This is a genomic window from Ruegeria sp. B11 (genome assembly GCF_056539785.1).
Window position 1 is genome coordinate 371,227 of record NZ_JBQFVO010000001.1, and the last position, 17,677, is coordinate 388,903.

The 17,677-nt window shown below is 56.4% G+C and carries 15 protein-coding genes; 6 read left to right on the forward strand and 9 right to left on the reverse strand.

Annotated elements, in window-relative coordinates:
• Positions 1 to 37: 37 nt before the first annotated feature.
• Together ACR0I1_RS01865 and gap are read right to left on the reverse strand one after the other, a co-directional pair.
• Positions 38 to 181, reverse strand: a complete 144-nt coding sequence (locus ACR0I1_RS01865; RefSeq protein ID WP_010439846.1) for a hypothetical protein — start codon at positions 179 to 181, stop codon at positions 38 to 40.
• 73 nt (positions 182 to 254) lie between these two features.
• On the reverse strand, positions 255 to 1,256 hold the full coding sequence (gene gap / locus ACR0I1_RS01870) for a type I glyceraldehyde-3-phosphate dehydrogenase (RefSeq protein ID WP_170393188.1): 1,002 nt from the start codon (positions 1,254 to 1,256) through the stop codon (positions 255 to 257).
• Positions 1,257 to 1,438: 182 nt separating this feature from the next.
• Between gap and ACR0I1_RS01875 the strand changes: the two genes are divergently transcribed.
• On the forward strand, positions 1,439 to 2,410 hold the full coding sequence (locus tag ACR0I1_RS01875; RefSeq protein ID WP_480704727.1) for a DUF808 domain-containing protein: 972 nt from the start codon (positions 1,439 to 1,441) through the stop codon (positions 2,408 to 2,410).
• An 87-nt stretch (positions 2,411 to 2,497) separates the two neighbouring features.
• On the forward strand, positions 2,498 to 3,298 hold the full coding sequence (locus tag ACR0I1_RS01880) for a thioesterase family protein (RefSeq protein WP_170421417.1): 801 nt from the start codon (positions 2,498 to 2,500) through the stop codon (positions 3,296 to 3,298).
• Positions 3,299 to 3,348: 50 nt separating this feature from the next.
• Here ACR0I1_RS01880 and tkt read toward each other — a convergent pair whose 3' ends face one another.
• Positions 3,349 to 5,370 carry a transketolase gene (tkt, locus tag ACR0I1_RS01885; RefSeq protein ID WP_480704729.1) on the reverse strand — a complete coding sequence of 674 codons (2,022 nt, stop codon included), beginning with the start codon at positions 5,368 to 5,370 and terminating at the stop codon, positions 3,349 to 3,351.
• Positions 5,371 to 5,604: 234 nt separating this feature from the next.
• Here tkt and ACR0I1_RS01890 point away from each other — a divergent pair, with 234 nt between their 5' ends.
• Genes ACR0I1_RS01890 through ACR0I1_RS01900 form a run of 3 tightly spaced genes read left to right on the forward strand, consistent with a single transcriptional unit; the run spans position 5,605 to position 7,180 of the window.
• Positions 5,605 to 6,438: a coiled-coil domain-containing protein gene (locus ACR0I1_RS01890; RefSeq protein WP_170393184.1), complete on the forward strand. Its 834-nt coding sequence runs from the start codon at positions 5,605 to 5,607 to the stop codon at positions 6,436 to 6,438.
• Positions 6,438 to 6,830 carry a cell division protein ZapA gene (locus tag ACR0I1_RS01895; RefSeq protein ID WP_170393183.1) on the forward strand — a complete coding sequence of 131 codons (393 nt, stop codon included), beginning with the start codon at positions 6,438 to 6,440 and terminating at the stop codon, positions 6,828 to 6,830. The genes ACR0I1_RS01890 and ACR0I1_RS01895 overlap by 1 nt, the downstream gene beginning before the upstream one ends.
• A complete protein-coding gene (locus tag ACR0I1_RS01900) occupies positions 6,830 to 7,180 on the forward strand; it encodes an MliC family protein (protein ID WP_170405544.1) in 351 nt (116 codons plus the stop codon). The genes ACR0I1_RS01895 and ACR0I1_RS01900 overlap by 1 nt, the downstream gene beginning before the upstream one ends.
• Position 7,181: 1 nt before the next feature.
• Here the strand turns inward: ACR0I1_RS01900 and grxD are convergent, their stop codons facing one another.
• The 6 genes from grxD to ACR0I1_RS01930 all read right to left on the reverse strand — a co-directional run bounded on the left by grxD (position 7,182) and on the right by ACR0I1_RS01930 (position 14,013).
• Positions 7,182 to 7,544, reverse strand: coding sequence for a Grx4 family monothiol glutaredoxin (gene grxD, locus ACR0I1_RS01905; protein ID WP_170393181.1), 363 nt, complete (start codon positions 7,542 to 7,544; stop codon positions 7,182 to 7,184).
• Complete coding sequence (locus ACR0I1_RS01910; protein WP_170393180.1) at positions 7,531 to 7,821, reverse strand: hypothetical protein; 291 nt, start codon at positions 7,819 to 7,821, stop codon at positions 7,531 to 7,533. The genes grxD and ACR0I1_RS01910 overlap by 14 nt, the downstream gene beginning before the upstream one ends.
• Before the next feature lie 43 nt (positions 7,822 to 7,864).
• On the reverse strand, positions 7,865 to 8,101 hold the full coding sequence (locus ACR0I1_RS01915) for a BolA/IbaG family iron-sulfur metabolism protein (RefSeq protein WP_170393179.1): 237 nt from the start codon (positions 8,099 to 8,101) through the stop codon (positions 7,865 to 7,867).
• A 138-nt stretch (positions 8,102 to 8,239) separates the two neighbouring features.
• Positions 8,240 to 10,399, reverse strand: a complete 2,160-nt coding sequence (purL, locus tag ACR0I1_RS01920) for a phosphoribosylformylglycinamidine synthase subunit PurL (protein ID WP_170393178.1) — start codon at positions 10,397 to 10,399, stop codon at positions 8,240 to 8,242.
• A gap of 189 nt (positions 10,400 to 10,588) precedes the next feature.
• Positions 10,589 to 12,835, reverse strand: coding sequence for a mechanosensitive ion channel family protein (locus ACR0I1_RS01925; RefSeq protein ID WP_170393177.1), 2,247 nt, complete (start codon positions 12,833 to 12,835; stop codon positions 10,589 to 10,591).
• 269 nt (positions 12,836 to 13,104) lie between these two features.
• A complete protein-coding gene (locus tag ACR0I1_RS01930; protein WP_170393176.1) occupies positions 13,105 to 14,013 on the reverse strand; it encodes a LysR family transcriptional regulator in 909 nt (302 codons plus the stop codon).
• A gap of 169 nt (positions 14,014 to 14,182) precedes the next feature.
• On the opposite strand from ACR0I1_RS01930, the gene ACR0I1_RS01935 reads away from it, so the two are divergent.
• On the forward strand, positions 14,183 to 17,602 hold the full coding sequence (locus ACR0I1_RS01935; RefSeq protein ID WP_480704731.1) for an indolepyruvate ferredoxin oxidoreductase family protein: 3,420 nt from the start codon (positions 14,183 to 14,185) through the stop codon (positions 17,600 to 17,602).
• The last annotated feature ends 75 nt before the right edge of the window (positions 17,603 to 17,677 follow it).

Genomic DNA, 17,677 nt, shown 5'->3' on the forward strand with positions numbered 1-17,677 from the left:
AAAGCCAGATTGGCGCGAAAGTCAAGAAAAACCTCTGTCAGCGCCAGAAGGCGAGCCAATCCAGGAAATCGTAGAGCTTCTTGCCCAGGAACAGCAGGTGTTCGGTGCCGAATAGTGCCACGTCCAGCATCAGACCGCCCAGAATTAGGATTCCAAGCCAGATGGCGATTTGATTTGTCATTTCTGCGCCCTGAACGTAAATGCCCGCTCAGATAACCTGAGCGGGCATAAAGGTACAAGCGATGTGCGAAGGGTCAGTTAAGGCGGCCCATCGCGACGGCGACATCCGCCATACGCACCGAGAATCCCCATTCGTTGTCATACCATGCCAATACGCGCACCATTCGGTTGTCGACAACTCGGGTCTGATCCGGCGCAAAGATCGAGCTTTCTTCGGTGTGGTTGAAATCGGTCGAAACCAGCGGCGCGGGCTCATACCCTAGAACGCGCTGCATCGGGCCTTTCGCTGCCTCTTCGACGATGGCGTTGACCTCTTCGACAGTGACGTCGCGCGAGGCGCGGAAAGACAGGTCAACGGCCGAAACATTCGGGGTAGGCACGCGGATGGCCGAGCCGTCCAGGCGCCCTTTGAGGTTCGGCAGAACCTCTCCCAGTGCTGCAGCGGCGCCAGTGGACGTCGGGATCATCGACATGGCGGCAGCGCGGGCGCGATAAAGATCGCTGTGGCGACGGTCCAGCGTCGGTTGGTCGCCGGTATAGGCGTGAATCGTGGTCATGATGCCATGCTCGATGCCGATACCTTCGTCCAGAACCTTGGCAAGCGGAGCAAGGCAGTTGGTGGTGCAAGAACCGTTCGACACCATATTGTCGTTTGCGGTCAGGCTGTTGTGGTTCACACCAAATACGATGGTCTTGTCGACATTTTTGCCGGGAGCCGACAGCAGAACCTTACCAGCGCCGCGCTCAAGATGGGTTTTGGCTTTCAGGCCGTCGTTGAATTTACCGGTGCATTCCAGAACGACATCGCAGCCTTCCCAGTCCAGCTCGTTCATATCGTAGGTCGAGAACATCTCCATCGGGCCGCGACCCAGATCCATGGTGTTGCCTTCGACCGAGACGTCGCGTGGGAAACGTCCATGGATGCTGTCGTATTTCAACAGATGCGCCGAGGTTTCCAGCGGGCCGGTGGCGTTGACCTTGATCACTTCGATGTCGTTGCGCGCCGATGCGGCGATGTGCGACAGAGTACAGCGGCCGATGCGGCCAAAACCATTGATACCGACCTTGATGGTCATCCGACGTCTCCAAAAATGCGCTTGCGTTGCAGGCCATATAGCCGCGAATATTGAATCTCAAAAGGGCAAAAATGGCATATTTTTAAGGTGTTAGCGCAAACCTGCGCCGATTGCGCTAACGCTTGCGCTAGCCGTTGGATCAGGTAGGGTCCGATCGAACAGATGAATGGAAAGGAAGCGCGATGAGTGGTCTGTTGGCCCTGTTGGACGACGTGGCGGGCATTGCAAAGGTCGCGGCGGCTTCGGTGGACGATGTGGTGGCCGCTGCCGGCAAGGCTGGGGCCAAGACTGCGGGTGTGATCATTGACGATGCGGCCGTGACGCCCAAATACGTTCAGGGTTTTGCCCCAGCGCGGGAACTGCCGATCATCTGGCGCATCGCGCGCGGATCGATTTTCAACAAGATCATTCTGTTGTTGCCAGTGGCATTGCTACTAGCCAATTTTGCGCCTTGGTTGATCACACCGCTGCTTATGCTCGGTGGTTCATATCTGTGTTTCGAGGGGGCCGAGAAGATTTTTCACGTCCTGTTTCCACATGGGAGCCATGTGATAGACGAAGATATGAAAAATCCTGATCCTGGCCATCTGGAAGAAAAAAAGGTGAAGGGTGCGATCAAGACTGACTTTATCCTGTCTGCTGAAATCATGACCATCGCTTTGGCGGCCATTGAAGCGCCGAATGTGTGGATGCAAGCCGCGACGCTGGCCGTGGTGGGCGTTGGGGTCACCGTCGCCGTTTATGGCTCGGTCGCTCTGATCGTGAAAATGGATGATGTCGGGCTGTTCCTGGCGCAAAACGCTCCGACGCCGATAGGGCGTGGAACGGGAAGGGGCCTAGTCAAAGCGATGCCCGTTGTCATGAAAGTTCTATCTATCGTTGGTACTGCTGCCATGCTGTGGGTCGGCGGGTCGATTATGATCCACGGTATGGAGGTCCTGAGCTTTGGCTGGCTGGGCCATCACATTTACGACTGGGCAAATGCTGCGAGTCATGCTGTGTCTGAACAATGGGCAGGCGCGGTAAAGTGGATCGCGAAGGCGACGATGGATGGTGTATTCGGTCTGGCCTATGGGCTGGCGCTGATACCGGTGGCAACCAAGCTGCTGTCCCCCGCGATCAGCGCGATTTCGGGATCTGCGAACAAACACTGAAATCAGGATCATGTGACGTGAGGTTTCATCTGGCACAACGGTAAGAGCGGGGTAAGTTCCAATCGAAGCATATCCGGTGTGAGATCGATGACTAAACTCAGCCTTTCCCAAGTCCTTGCCAGTTCAGATCGGTTGAACGGGATGCTGCAGTTTCCGGTGCCGCCAAACTGGATGCAAGGCCGCACAACATATGGCGGCTTCTCGTCTGCCTTGCTGCTGGCTGCTGCGAGAAATGCGATCGATGTTCTGCCGCCATTACGCTCGGCCCTGATCAATTTTACCGCGCCCATCGGTTCACCTCCGCTGATCGAAACCGAGGTGCTTCGCAATGGGCGGAATGTCACAACGATCAATACACGAGCAAGGATTGAGGGGAATACAGCCGCACTTGGGACATTTACGTTTGGCAAGGCACAGGACAGCCATGTGGCGTTCGAACATCCGGCTAAGGCAGAGATACAGCCAGAGATCACAGAACACTATTTCCCGCCAGATTTGCCAAAACTTCCCATCGCATTTCTTGAGAACTTCGACGTTCGATTGATCGACGGGGCGCGGCCATTTGCTGGTGCAGAGCGTGGCTATGTGAAGGTTTGGGCGCGCCATAATGATGCCGATATGCGCGATAGGATCGAAGGGTTGATCGCGATTGCGGACCTATTGCCACCGGCCATATTCCCGACATTGAAGAAGCCGGGAAACAACTCGTCAATGAACTGGATTTTCAACGTGCTCTCCGAAGATATTCATACTCGCGATGGATGGTGGTTGATGGAACATCAATTGACAGCTGGACATGACGGCTACAGCTCTCAGGTCATGCGGATGTGGAACACCGATGGTGATCTAATTGTTGATGGTATGCAGTCAGTAATAATTTTCGTCTAACAAAAAAGGCCCCGGTTTTAACCGAGGCCTTCTGACTTATTTGGGTAGGTTCAACCCAGCAGTTCTTTGACCTTGGCGATTGTTGCCTCGGTCGTGATGCCAAAATGCTTGTAGAGCTCTCCGGCGGGTGCCGACGCACCAAAGCTGGACATGCCGATGAACCCAGCCTTGGCCTCGCGACCACGCTCGCCCAGAAGCCAACGGTCCCAGCCTCCGGCGCGAACCGCAGCCTCGATACCGACGCGGACGGCTCCCGCAGGCAATACGCGCTTGCGGTAGGCTTCGTCTTGTTCGGCAAACAGCTCCATACAGGGCATGGAAACGACCCGAGTGCCGATGCCTTCGGCCTCAAGTATTGCTTTAGCTTCCATCGCCAGCGAAACCTCGGAACCTGTGGCAATCAGAATCGCCTGACGCTTGTTTTCTGCGTCAGCCAATACATAAGCGCCTTGCGCGGTCAGGTTTTTGGCTTTGTGCTGGGTCCGAACAGTTGGCACGCCTTGACGGGTCAGCGACAAAACCGAGGGGCTGTCCTTGAAGGTCAGCGCCAATTCCCAGGCTTCGGCGGTCTCAATCGTATCCGCGGGGCGGAACACATAAGTGTTCGGCGTCGCGCGCGAGATCGCCAGATGTTCCACCGGTTGGTGCGTCGGACCGTCTTCGCCCAGACCAATCGAGTCGTGGGTCATCACGAACACCGTCGGGATCTTCATAAGTGCAGCCAAACGCATCGAGGGCCGCGCATAGTCGGTGAAGGCCATGAACGTACCGCCATATGGGCGAATGCCACCATGCAGCGCCATACCGTTCATAGCAGCGGCCATACCGTGTTCACGAATGCCGTAATGGATATACCGACCCTTGCGGTTTTCCGGAAGGAACACGCCCATATCAGCCGATTTGGTGTTGTTCGATCCAGTCAGGTCAGCCGAGCCGCCAATGGTTTCGGGCATGATCGGGTTAACGACATTCAACACCTTCTCTGAAGAGGCGCGTGTGGCCAGCTTTGGCTGGTCTTCCGACATCTGTTTCTTGAACGACCGGATGGCGCCGGCCAGCTTCTTTGGTGCCTCAAACGCATAGGCGCGGTTGAATTCGGCTTGTTTACGTTCGGAGACTTGCGCAAAACGCTCCTCCCACGCTGCGCGCTCGGCTTTGCCACGTGCACCAATGGCCTCCCAAGCGGCTTTGACCTCAGCAGGGATGACGAACGCATCATGCGGCCAGTCATATGCTTCTTTGGCGGCGTTCAACTGATCCTGATCGGTCAGAGCGCCATGGCCTTTTGAAGTGTCCTGCGCCGCGTGCCCCAGTGCAATGTGGCTTTCACAAGCAATCATCGTCGGTTTGTTCGACTTCTTCGCCTGCACGATGGCCGCATCGATGGCCTTGGGGTCGTGGCCGTCAATCTCAAGCACATGCCAGCCCGAGGCCGCAAAACGGCGCACCTGATCGGTGCGGTCGGCGATGTCGACTGTGCCGTCGATGGTGATGTTGTTGTTATCCCAGAAGACGATCAGCTTGCTCAGCTCGTGGCGACCGGCCAAAGTGATCGCCTCTTGGCTGACGCCTTCCATCAGGCAGCCGTCGCCCGCAATCACGTAGGTATAGTGATCAACGATCTTCTTGCCATAATGCGCACGCTGAATTTCTTCGGCCATCGCAAAGCCAACGGCATTCGAAATGCCCTGACCCAAAGGTCCGGTAGTGGTTTCGACACCATCGATCAGGAAGTTTTCAGGGTGCCCGGCAGTTTTGGCGCCCAATTGACGGAAGTTCTTGATCTCTTCCAGCGTAACATCGCCATGACCGGTGAGATACAGCAGCGAATAGACCAGCATCGAACCGTGACCCGCCGATAGGATGAACCGATCGCGGTCCGGCCAGTTCGGGGCAGTGGCGTCGAATTTGAGGTGCTTTCCGAACAATACGGTCGCAACATCGGCCATGCCCATCGGCATACCGGAATGGCCGGAATTGGCGGCGGCGACAGCGTCGAGGGTCAGGGTGCGGATGGCCGCAGCCTTGTCCCAGTGTTCGGGGTTGGCATTGCGCAGCGCAGTCAGGTCCACGGGCGTAGTTCCTTTGGTTTACGGGCAGATGGGCGCTGAATACCATCCGATTGTCAAAGTGCAAGCAGAACCGCGTGGCACACCGAATTGGCGCTTCAAGAGCGGTGTGCAAGTGGTTGAAACCAAACAGTGGGTATTTTCTGTCGCATTCCGTTAGACTAGGGCTGAGCGCCGCCGCTTTTGATTCGGGTAGGCGAATATCAGAACGAACCTTGATAAAGAGGTGACACAGGCATGAGTCAGATCGAAGAACTACAACGCCGCATTATCACCGCGATGGAGCGGATCGGTAATGGTGTCGAGGCCTTGCACGATGCTGGATCCGCAGCCGGTGATGACACGTCGCTGCGAACGGCGCTTGAAGAAGAGCGGGTGGCCAATGCCCAGCTTGAGGAACGGCTGAAAACGATCAAAGAGAGACACGCGCAAGAGATTGACGCGCTACGTGCGCAACCGGCACCGAGTTCGGAAGTGGATGCGCTGCGTGCGCAATTGGCCGAGGCGACCTCTCAGCTCGCCACGGTTGAGGCTGCGCGGGCCGAGTTGGCGGATGCCAAGGCTGCGCTTGAAAACACGGACGAAGTCGAGGGCTTGAAGGCTGAGATTGAGACTCTGCGATCACATCAGGGCGCCGCAGAAGAGGCCAATACGTTGCGCGCGCAGGTCGAGAAACTGACCCCAATCGCGGATCGCGCGGAAGAGATGGAGGCCGAATTGGCGCGTCTGCGGGCTGAACTGGTCGATAGCGAGCGGTTAACCGAACTCAATGCCGAGCTTGAGATGCTGCGCGCGGAACGGGCTAGCCATGGGGCCGCGATGTCCCGGTTGGATGATGATTTGCAACGGCTTCGCAATGCAAACGATCAGCTCCGGAGCGCTGTCGATGAATTACGCGCCGCCGCAGAGGACGGTGTCACGGATGCTGACATGCTGAACCGGGCCACGACAGCCGAATTAGAAGCCATACGTGCCGCGCGCGCGTCGGACGCAGCCGAAGCGCATGCGGTCCTGGCTCGACTTGAGCCATTGCTAAGTCATGCCAATCTGGCCGAGGGAGAGGTGGAATAATGCCCGAAGTAACCATTCATATCGGTGGCCGCGGCTTTGATGTCTCGTGCCAGGACGGAGAAGAACCGTTTCTGCAAGCGGCAGCCAGACTGCTGGATGATGAGGCTCAGGTTTTGTCGGACCAGATCGGACGTATGCCGGAATCGCGGATGCTGCTGATGGCGGGACTCATGTTGGCAGACAAGGCAGCCGCGCATGAAGATCGCATGAAACTGGCCGAGGCAAAGCTGGTTGAATTGGAGACCGAATTGAAGCGGCTCCGCAGCCAACCGCAGCCGGAACCTGAACGGATCGAGGTCGCGGTAGTGCCGCCATCTGTCACGGATACGCTGGCTGAAATGGCGGCGCGCGCCGAAGCCCTGGCGGCAGTCATTGAAGAAAGGACGGCCTAATGCCGATCGCCCGAATGGCCTTTTGCGCGGCCGTCGTCTCGCTGACTGGCACGATGGCAAAGGCCGATATCGACATTCTGTCCGTGACGTTTACCTGTGAAAACAACACGCAAGTGCCGGTGTCCTACTTTAACGCCTCAAATGGCGATGGGGCGGCTGCGATGATGATCGATGATCAGTTGATCCCCATGAAACAGGTTCCAAGCGGCTCGGGCATCCGGTATGAATCCGTCGGAGGGGCAGGGACATATACCCTGCGCTCCAAGGGGTGGGATGCCACGATCAGCCATCAGGCCGAAGGCGACACAGCCCCGGAACTCGTATTGTTCAAGGACTGTAGCAGCCGATAGCTTACGCGTTTGCTTCGCGGATTTTGTCCGCAGCGTCTTTGTTGTAGCCCACACTGTTTTCATCGAACAGTGTGTCTAGCTCGCCCGACAGCGTCATTTCAGTGATAATGTCGCAACCGCCGACAAACTCGCCTTTGACATAAAGCTGAGGCACGGTTGGCCAGTCGGAGTAGTCCTTGATGCCCTGGCGCACAGCTTCGTCAGCCAGAACGTTCACATCGGTGTATTCGACACCCATGTAATTCAGAACACCGGCCACCCGGGATGAGAACCCGCACTGCGGCATCTCTTTGGTGCCTTTCATGTAAAGCACCACATCGTTGGCTTTGACGGTTTCGTCGATCTGGGTCTTAACGTCGCTCATCTTGCTTTTCCTTTTCATCCGCTTGCGCGGCGGTCGTTCGGTTATCGGGCAGTTCAGGTGCCCATCCTTCTTCTTCAAGCCGCCGGTGTTCTGCTTGTGCAAGCGTCACCGGATCAAGCCCGTATCGTTCAATTCCCCCAACCTTGCTAAGCGTATCGGGGTCAGGGCGCATATCCGACAGTTTTCGTTTTCTGTTGCGTTTGACATAGGCTTCGATGAGGGCGGCGACAACTATCAATGCACCAAGAAGAGATATCCAGAAGGGCCAGCCACTCATGTTTTCAAAGCCACTTAGGCGCTTTTTTGAAAGTAGTGCTGTGTCATTCAGGTACCTTCGTCGTCAACGCCAGCGCGTGCAATTCCCCATCAGATCCATCCATCTTGCCTTTCAGCGCGGCGTAAACCGCACGCTGTTGCTGAACGCGGTTTTTGCCGCGAAAGCTTTCGTCCACGACCATGGCGGACATGTGCACGCCATCGCTGCCACCAACCTGAATTTCCGCATTGGGAAAGCTTTCGCGCAGCAGGGTTTCGATCTCGTGGGCGCTCATCGGCATGTAGGTTCACTCCTGTAGGTCTTTCCCAAGATGTAGAGTGATGAGAGCGGGCGTGCAAGATGTCGAGCATCTTTCAGATACGCGAATCCCGCGCCTATGGAAGACGCGGGAATTCTGGAATTCGGAAGAGACGATTTATCAGGCGACCGCGGCGGCAAAGCTCTGGCGGAAGGTCTCGGTCAGTTCTGCCAAAGGAGCTTCGGAATTGCCGATCTTCACGCTGTCACCGGTAAATCGACCAACCGAGACCAGCGGGACACCAGCCTGACCGGCAGCGATCATCAGCGCCTCGGCTTGATCGAAGTTGCACGCCACAAGATAACGGGCCTGGTCTTCGCCGAATAGGAACTCGGATGATGCATCATCCAGGCAAACGCCTACGCCTGCAGCTTCAGCAAGTTCAAACGCAGCCAGTGCAAGGCCTCCATCGCTCAGATCAGTACATGCTTTGATCATCTCGCGATTGGCACGGATGAATTCCCCGTTGCGCGCCTCTGCAGCCAGATCAACGTGCGGCGCGTCTCCGTCCTCGCGGTTGAATACCTCGGCCAGCAGGGCGGACTGACCCATATGGCCGTTGGTTTCGCCGATGACCAGCGCAACATGGCCATCCCGAACCTCGTTTCCGATGATCTCGTCGCTATGAGCAAGAAGACCAACCGCGCCGATGGTGGGGGTTGGCAGGATCGCCTGACCGTCTGTCTCGTTATAAAGAGAGACGTTGCCCGACACGATGGGCATATCCAGCGCACCAACGGCGGCACCGATACCTTGGATCGCGCCGACGAACTGACCCATGATCTCGGGCTTTTCGGGGTTCCCGAAGTTCAGGTTGTCTGTGGTGGCAAGTGGTTTGGCCCCCACGGCGGTCAGGTTGCGATAGGCCTCGGCCACCGCTTGTTTTCCGCCTTCCACCGGGTTTGCACGGACATAGCGCGGGGTTACGTCGCTGGTAAAGGCTAGCACCTTGTCGGTGCCATGTACGCGGACCATGCCAGCGCCCAGACCCGGCGTGCGAGTTGAATCCGCCATGACCATGGTGTCGTATTGCTCATAGACCCATTGTTTGCCTGCGTAATTGGGTGAAGAGAGCAGGGCGCGCAGACCGTCGATCGGATCGATCTGTGGTACGTCTTCCAGTGGCGCGGACTCAGGGGTCGGTTCCCACGGGCGGTCGTATTCAGGCGCGGTCGAGGACAGTTTAGACAGGACCAGATCGGCTTTGATCTCACCATTGTGCATGATCAGGAAACGGTCTTCGGCAATGGTTTCGCCTACGATGGCAAAATCGAGGTCCCATTTTTCGAACACGGCGCGGGCCTCGGCCTCAAGCTCAGGTTTGAGGACCATCAGCATCCGTTCCTGAGATTCCGACAGCATCATTTCATAGGCTGTCATGTTCTCTTCGCGCTGAGGTACGTTTTCCAGATCAAGGCGCACGCCAAGGCCGCCCTTATCGCCCATTTCCACGGCAGAACAGGTCAGGCCCGCCGCGCCCATGTCCTGGATCGAGATCACGGCACCGGTCTGCATCAGTTCCAGCGTTGCTTCCATCAGGCGCTTTTCGGTGAAGGGGTCGCCGACCTGAACGGTGGGGCGTTTTTCTTCGATGGTGTCATCGAATTCGGCCGATGCCATGGTTGCTCCGCCCACACCGTCACGACCGGTTTTTGCGCCCAGATAGACGACGGGCATCCCAACGCCCGAAGCGGCCGAGTAGAAAATCTTGTCACTGTCAGCCAGACCAGCGGCAAACGCGTTCACAAGGCAGTTGCCGTTATAGGCCGGGTGGAACCGAACTTCGCCACCCACGCAAGGCACACCGAAGCAGTTGCCGTAGCCGCCAATCCCCTCGACCACTCCGTTCACCAATTGGCGCGTCTTATGGTGGCCCGGCTCGCCAAAGGACAGTGCGTTCATCGAGGCGATGGGCCGTGCGCCCATGGTGAAAACATCCCGCAGGATGCCGCCCACGCCGGTCGCCGCGCCCTGATAAGGTTCGATATACGAAGGGTGGTTGTGGCTTTCCATCTTGAACACCACGGCCTGGCCGTCGCCGATATCGACGACACCCGCATTCTCGCCTGGGCCGCAGATGACCTGAGGGCCAGAGGTCGGAAGGGTGCGCAACCATTTCTTGGACGACTTATAAGAACAATGCTCGTTCCACATCGCTGAAAAGATGCCAAGCTCGGTAAAGGTCGGCTCACGCCCGATGATCTCAAGGATCATGTCGTATTCCTCGGGCTTGAGCCCATGTGCGGCAATCAGATCGGGTGTGATGGCGGGCTCTTGCATCTTCTGTCCTGTGTCCATGTGGGCCGAGATTGCGGGCCTTTTAGGGCAATGGGCCGCTTGAGGAAAGGGCCAAACCCGCACAGGGGACATCGGGCAATAAAAAACGGAACCGGCCATAAGACCGGTTCCGATTTCAGAGGCGTGCTGATTTGGTTCAGCCAGCGGCTGAAACGTGTCGAAGCCTAAGTGTCAGGCGGGGTTTTGCCCTTTGTTGACCGCATCTGCGGCGGCTGCGCCGGCGGCAGCTTTTTGTTCCTCAGTTATGTTCTCAGCCTCATCCAACCCCGGGATGGCGACGCGCACCTCGCGGCGGGCGAAATCGATACCATTTGCGTTGAATTCGGCCTTCACACGGTTAAAGATTTCCTTACGCAGTGTGAATTGCTTGCCGGGCTTGGCCATGAACTTGCCTCGGATGATCATACCGACATCGTCGAAGTCGAACACACCCTGAGATTTGAAGGGCTGCAGGAAGCCATCTTTGTGAACCTCGTCCTGCATCATCTCGGCACCGATCTTCTTGAAGATCTTCTTGACCTTGTTGGGGTCGGTGTCGAACGGCACAGTAAATTTCAACTTCATGATCACCCAGTCACGGCTGAAGTTGGTGAGCTTTTGAATCTCGCCATAAGGTATAGTGTGCACCGGACCACGATGGTGGCGAAGCTGCATTGAGCGGATCGAAATTTTCTCGACCGTTCCCATGGTCCCGCCGACATCGACATATTCGCCGACGCGGAAGGCGTCATCGATCAGGAAGAAGATGCCGCCAACGATATCGGCCACCAGTTTCTGCGCACCAAAGCCGATGGCCAGACCCAAAACACCAGCACCAGCCAGCAGCGGCGTGATGTTAATGCCCAGAGCGCTCAGGGCCAGTAGGCCGAAGATCACCGAGATGGTGACTTGTGCGGTAATCCGCAACAAGGGCAGGACGGTCGCCAGACGCGAACCACCCGCGCCGCCACCTTCTCCGCCGGCTTCTTCATCCAGCTCCTCGGCCGCTGTCTGTTCCTTGGCCAGACGACGGTTAATCCACAGAGAGACGATCTCGTTCAGGATGTAGCCGACAGCGATGATCAGCAGGAACTCGATGATTGCGCCGCCAACTTCGGCACCGATACCTGCGGACGCAACATGGCGCAGATCAAGCTGCCAAACACGGGAAATCATGAAGACGACGAAGAGGCCAGCAATCACCCGACCGATGCGAATATAACTACGCTTGGCCGATCGATAGGCGCGTTCTGCTAATGGCCCTTCGCCCGACATTGGCGGTTGCAGGTGGCGCACCAAACCACGTATTAATGTATCAAGTGCAGGTGCAATCAACAGCCAGAACATGGTTGTGAAATGCGCTCCACCGGACAGCACGCGGATCAGCGCCGGGTTGCGTTGTGCCACCAGGAATTCGACCAGCAGCCAAATCACAACCGAAACGCCGATTGCAAAATACGGGTAATACCGCGCGACTTCTTCGTCGAACTTGGTGTGGTCCGGGTCGGTACCCAGCATCATCTGTGACAAACCTTCGCGCGCAGTCCAGGCGATTATGCCGATATAGACGTGGATTGCTGCGTTCAGCCAGAAACCGATGCGCGTCTGATCGCCGGTAACGCCGTTCAGCGCATTGAACCTTAGTACGAACAAGGTAAAGCCGATCAGGATCAGCAGACCGATCAGGTTGCGATGCAGGTATTTTGCCCAGTGGTCGTCAATGTTTACCAATCGGAATTGTGGCTTTTGCGGCGCAAGAACAAAGCGCGAGACTGCTGCCCCCAGACGCGGCACCCAGATTAGGTAGAATACAAATGGGGCTGCATAGATGATCTGCTCGGGGCTCAGCAATCCTCGGCCAATCGCCCGAATGACGACGTAGAATACGATAAGCCCTGCAATTTCGCGGCAAAATCGGCGGAACAGGTAGTTCACAGCGCCTCTGAGATCCGCGTCACCCGAGGGCTCGGTTGCCTCATGCCAGCGGCGGGTCAGGAAAATGAATAGCTTCTCAGCAATGAAGCCGACTATCAGGACCGAGAGCACCAGCCCCATTAGCGTCAGAACACCAGCGCCCCCCAATTTGTCAGAGAAATTGCTAAATGCAGTGATTTGCGCACTGATGATATTGGGAACTGTGGTCAGAACATGTGTCCAGGATGCGACCATTTCTGCCCAGATCTCATTGAGCTCGGTCAGCGGGTCTTCCTGACCTTCCTTTTCTGCCGCTTGCTTTTCGGCAACAGCGTCAAGGCGTTCCAGAAGGATTGCCCGTACTTGGTCGTCAGACATGCGCGCAACCAGATCATCAACCTGTTCTGGCGTCAGATCTTCGGGAATTTCAACTGTAGCGGTTGTGCTTGTGTCTTGTGCATGAAGTGGCACGGCCAGGAACAAGACTGAAATCATCGCCAACAATAGGCGGAATGAGTGGAACATGAATTAGCCCTCGAACACGAAATTTAGGTGTTTTTTCGGGATCATAGGCCTACGAATTGGATTTTCCCAGTGCTTTCCACTGAATTGCATCAGCCTGGCGCAAAAAAAAGGCCGAGCACTAAGCTCGGCCGTAGTCCAACAGGGAGGTATGAAGATGATGAGCGTTTCAGCATCACCGCCTTCATGTGCTCATTTAGGGATCAGTTTATTAACGATCAAGGTCTATTAGCAGACCCCGGCGTCATGCCCGCTATGCTCTGAGTGCATGGCTATAGCTTGCCCAATTGCCTCAACTGTTTGCGATGGGCGATTATCTCATCCTGCACAAAGTCCCGAAATGCCGCTATCCGTTTGGAATGACGCAATTCTTCGGGGTAGGCGAGGTAAACCGGGACATCAGCACTTTCGATGTCTGACATGACGGGGACCAGATCCGGGAAGTCCTCAGTCACATAATCAGGAAGTACTCCGATACCCAGATCATGCAGCACGCCCTGAAGAACGCCGAAATAGTTGTTCACGGTCAGCAACGAGCCGGGATTGTATGTCATAAGGTGACGAACCATCGACGCGCTTGCCCCAACCTGAGGGGCTGCGGGCGTTTGGCAGATCAATCGGTGCTTGGAAATGTCTTCCAGCGTTTCAGGCGCCCCACCATGAGCATCCAAATAGCTGCGCGTTGCATAGAGCAGCATCTGCACTGTCATCAGACGTTTGCGCACGAGATCGGCCTGGCTGGGCTCTTTCATGCGGATGGCCACATCGGCTTCACGCATTGGCAGATCCAATACCCGCTCTTCAAGCATGAGGTCGATATTGAGGTCAGGATACTGTTCATAGAGCTTCGGTAGGCGCGGTGCGAGCCACAGCGTGCCGAACCCGAAGGTGGTGGTCACCCTCAGTACGCCAAAGACCTCATCTTCACTATCCCGGATACGCGCTGCAGCGGCATCCAGACGTTTCAGCATGGCCGTCGTGGCATCGAACAGCAATTCGCCTTGTTCTGTCAGAATCAGACCGCGTGCATGGCGGTGGAACAAGGTTGCATCGAGTGATTCTTCAAGCGCGCGGATCTGACGGCTCACCGCGGATTGAGATAAATTGAGCTTGTCTCCCGCGTGTGTGAGGCTGCCAGCGTCTGCAACCGCGTGAAATATTCTGAGCTTGTCCCAATCCATCGCCGCAACTTTCGTTATCCTCGCGCAGCCCTATATGAAACAGGTAACAAATTCCACAATGAAACCCGGAAATCGTTACGGAATAGAGTAAAATCACTATACAGGTCAGTATTTATGACCTAATATGCACGAGAATAAAGCACACTAGTCCGACGAGGGGAGACGTCAGATGAGTCAGCCGAAAATTTCACTCAACGACCGGTTCGACCTGTCCAAAAGCCCGGTTCTTTTGAACGGCACGCAGGCACTGGTGCGTTTGATGCTGATGCAAAAAGTACGAGACACTGCGGCGGGATTGAACACAGCGGGTCTGGTCACAGGCTATCGGGGGTCTCCGCTTGGGGCTGTAGACCTTCAGATGTCTCGTGCAGAAAAGCAACTTGCCGAAAAGGATGTCACCTTTCAATTCGGATTGAACGAAGATCTGGCTGCAACCGCATTGTGGGGCAGCCAACAGGCGGGGCTGCGTGGCGACGGAAAATTCGATGGTGTTTTTGGGCTCTGGTATGGCAAGGGGCCGGGCGTAGATCGATCCGGTGATGTGATGCGCCATGCCAATATGGCGGGCACGGCGCAACATGGCGGTGTATTGATGGCCATGGGCGATGATCACACGGGTGAAAGCTCGACCGTTTTACATCAGTCGGAATGGTCACTGGTGGACATGTACATGCCCGTGGTCAGCCCGGCAGGTGTGCAAGAAATTCTGGACTATGGCATCTATGGATTTGCGCTCAGCCGCTTCGCCGGGGTCTGGGTCGGGCTGAAAACGATGAAAGACACGATCGAAGTGACTTCCGTCGTAGATGGCCGCCCTGACCGGATGCAGCTGGTCACCCCTCAGTTCGATATGCCAGAGGGTGGGCTGAATATTCGGCTAGGTGATACACCGCATCTGCAGGAAGCGCGCGTAATCGACCACAAGCGCTTTGCGGCAGAGGTCTTTTCGCACGCCAACAAGCTAGACAAGAGGGTCTGGGGAAAACCGGGTGCCAAGATTGGGTTTGTGGCGGCGGGTAAGAACTGGCTTGATCTGACTCATGCCATGTCGCTGCTGAACATCAACGCGGATGAGGCCGAACGGCTAGGCATTACCACCTATAAGATCGGGCAGACTTTCCCCTTGGATATGAAGGGCTTCCACGATTGGGCTGAGGGGCTGGACCTGATCGTGATCGTCGAGGAAAAGCGCAAGCTGATCGAAGTTCAGGTCAAAGAGGCTATCTTTGACGACCGTCGTGGGCGTCGCGTTTATGGCTGGTACAAAGGCGGCGCGGGGACGCTGCACCGCGAAGAACTGTTCCCGACCCGAGGGGCGCTTGACCCGATCATGGTTGCCGAGAAGCTGGGTGAGATCCTAATCGAAGAGGGGCGCGATACAGATGGCGTTCGTGCCGGACTGGAGGCGCTGTCCGAAGCGCGCCGGGCTGACAATGCGCAGGAAATCGCGGCGCGTTTACCATACTTCTGTTCAGGATGTCCGCATAACAGTTCAACCAAGCTGCCTGATGGCAGCCGAGCCTATGCCGGGATTGGCTGTCACTACATGGTGCAGTGGATGGATCGCGAAACCACCGGTTTCACACAGATGGGCGGCGAAGGGGCAAACTGGATCGGCGAGGCTCCGTTTTCGACCACACAACATGTTTTCCAAAACCTCGGCGATGGCACCTATAACCATTCCGGCGTGCAGGCGATCCGGGCGGCACTGGCCGCGGGCACAAATATCACCTTTAAGATCCTCTATAACGACGCCGTTGCGATGACCGGAGGTCAGGAGAACGAAGGTGGGCTAAGTGCCGAACGCATCGTCGCCGAGGTCCGCGCGATGGGTGTCAGCAACGTCGCTGTCGTTTACGACGAAAAAGAAGATGTGAATTTTGGTGCGTTGCCTTCGGGCGTTGAGACGTTCGAGCGTTCAAAACTGATGCAGGTTCAGGAAAAATTCCGCGAAATCGAGGGTGTATCGGTCATTGTTTATGTCCAGACCTGCGCAGCTGAAAAGCGCAGGAGACGCAAGCGCGGCACGTTCCCCGACCCCGATAAGCGAGTGTTCATAAATACTGATATCTGTGAGGGTTGCGGAGATTGCGGCGTTCAGTCGAACTGTGTTTCCATCGTACCGAAAGAGACCGAACTTGGCCGCAAGCGTGCGATTGATCAGTCAAGCTGCAACAAGGATTTTTCCTGCTTGAACGGGTTCTGCCCGTCTTTTGTAACCGTTGAAGGGGCGAAAATCCGCAAAGAGGCGACGACCGACCTCGACTTGCCCGACCTACCGGACCCCGTTTTGCCACAGATTAACGGCACCCATAATGTCGTGATCACCGGCGTTGGTGGCACAGGCGTTGTCACCATCGGGGCGGTTCTGGCGCAAGCCGCACAAATCGACGGCAAGGGTGCCGGTATGATGGAAATGGCCGGCCTCGCACAGAAGGGCGGCGCCGTACATATCCATTGCCGTCTGGCCAACCGGCCCGATGATATCAGCGCGATTCGTGTTGCCACTGGCGAGGCGCATGCGCTGATTGGCGGTGATCTGGTGGTATCGGCAGGAGCCAAGACGCTTGGCCTCACGCAAACCGGCCAGACCGGCGCCGTTGTGAACAGTCATGAGATTATCACCGGTGACTTCACGCGCGATACAGAATTCACAATCCCCAGCGATCAATTGCAGCTTGCGCTGCAGGCGCGGTTGAAAGATGGGGTGGCCCTTTTCGATGCCACCGATCTGGCGCGAGCCGTGATGGGCGACTCGATCTATTCCAATATGATGGTCTTTGGCGCAGCCTGGCAGCGTGGTCTGCTACCGATCAGTCACCAAGCGATAATGGGTGCTATTGAGTTGAATGGTGCGGCGGTCGAGCGCAACAAACGCGCCTTTGAAGTTGGTCGCTGGGCGGTGACCCACCCCGACGACGTGGCCAATATTTTGCGCCCCAACGTAGCAGAGTTACCAAAGACCCTCGATCAAGTGATCGATTTCCGCGCTGCGCACCTGATCGACTATCAGAACAAGCGGTTGGCGAAACGTTATCGCAAGCTGGTCGACAGCGTTGAAGATCAACACGTTCGTGAGGCTATTGCCAAAGGCTACCATAAGCTTTTGTCATATAAGGATGAATATGAAGTCGCCCGATTGCTGCTCGACAGTCGCCAGAAGGCGGAGGCCGAGTTTGATGGTGACTTTAAGATGACCTTCCATCTTGCGCCGCCAACCCTGGGGACGAAGGGCGACAATGGACGCCCGGCCAAGAAAGCGTTCGGAGAGTGGTTTCTTGGTCCGTTGAAGGTTCTAGCCAAGCTGAAAGGTTTGCGCGGCACTCCGCTGGATATCTTTGGCTACACGACAGAGCGGAAAATGGAGCGTGCTCTGATCCGCCAGTATGAAAAGGACATGAAAGAGGTTTTGCCCAGCCTGACACCCGAAACCAGTGATGCGATCGCGGCCCTTGCGGCTCTGCCATTGGACATTCGCGGTTTCGGTCCGGTTTTGGTCGCGAATGAAGCCAAGGCTGCGAAACGTCGCGAGGAATTGTTGGCTGTTATTCGCGATGGCGGGCCTCAGATGAAAGCTGCGGCAGAGTGAGGCTTTACAAGCTTGTCATCAAACCTATGCAAAATGGCTACCCGGCCTTATCTAAGCGGCAGCAAACCGGAGTAG

What these genes read in the sequence shown, in the direction of transcription:
- ACR0I1_RS01865 (WP_010439846.1), bottom strand. Translation starts at nt 181, where the DNA reads ATGACAAATCAAATCGCCATCTGGCTTGGAATCCTAATTCTGGGCGGT.
- gap (WP_170393188.1), bottom strand. Translation starts at nt 1,256, where the DNA reads ATGACCATCAAGGTCGGTATCAATGGTTTTGGCCGCATCGGCCGCTGT.
- ACR0I1_RS01875 (WP_480704727.1), top strand. Translation starts at nt 1,439, where the DNA reads ATGAGTGGTCTGTTGGCCCTGTTGGACGACGTGGCGGGCATTGCAAAG.
- ACR0I1_RS01880 (WP_170421417.1), top strand. Translation starts at nt 2,498, where the DNA reads ATGACTAAACTCAGCCTTTCCCAAGTCCTTGCCAGTTCAGATCGGTTG.
- ACR0I1_RS01890 (WP_170393184.1), top strand. Translation starts at nt 5,605, where the DNA reads ATGAGTCAGATCGAAGAACTACAACGCCGCATTATCACCGCGATGGAG.
- ACR0I1_RS01895 (WP_170393183.1), top strand. Translation starts at nt 6,438, where the DNA reads ATGCCCGAAGTAACCATTCATATCGGTGGCCGCGGCTTTGATGTCTCG.
- ACR0I1_RS01900 (WP_170405544.1), top strand. Translation starts at nt 6,830, where the DNA reads ATGCCGATCGCCCGAATGGCCTTTTGCGCGGCCGTCGTCTCGCTGACT.
- grxD (WP_170393181.1), bottom strand. Translation starts at nt 7,544, where the DNA reads ATGAGCGACGTTAAGACCCAGATCGACGAAACCGTCAAAGCCAACGAT.
- ACR0I1_RS01910 (WP_170393180.1), bottom strand. Translation starts at nt 7,821, where the DNA reads ATGAGTGGCTGGCCCTTCTGGATATCTCTTCTTGGTGCATTGATAGTT.
- ACR0I1_RS01915 (WP_170393179.1), bottom strand. Translation starts at nt 8,101, where the DNA reads ATGCCGATGAGCGCCCACGAGATCGAAACCCTGCTGCGCGAAAGCTTT.
- purL (WP_170393178.1), bottom strand. Translation starts at nt 10,399, where the DNA reads ATGCAAGAGCCCGCCATCACACCCGATCTGATTGCCGCACATGGGCTC.
- ACR0I1_RS01925 (WP_170393177.1), bottom strand. Translation starts at nt 12,835, where the DNA reads ATGTTCCACTCATTCCGCCTATTGTTGGCGATGATTTCAGTCTTGTTC.
- ACR0I1_RS01930 (WP_170393176.1), bottom strand. Translation starts at nt 14,013, where the DNA reads ATGGATTGGGACAAGCTCAGAATATTTCACGCGGTTGCAGACGCTGGC.
- ACR0I1_RS01935 (WP_480704731.1), top strand. Translation starts at nt 14,183, where the DNA reads ATGAGTCAGCCGAAAATTTCACTCAACGACCGGTTCGACCTGTCCAAA.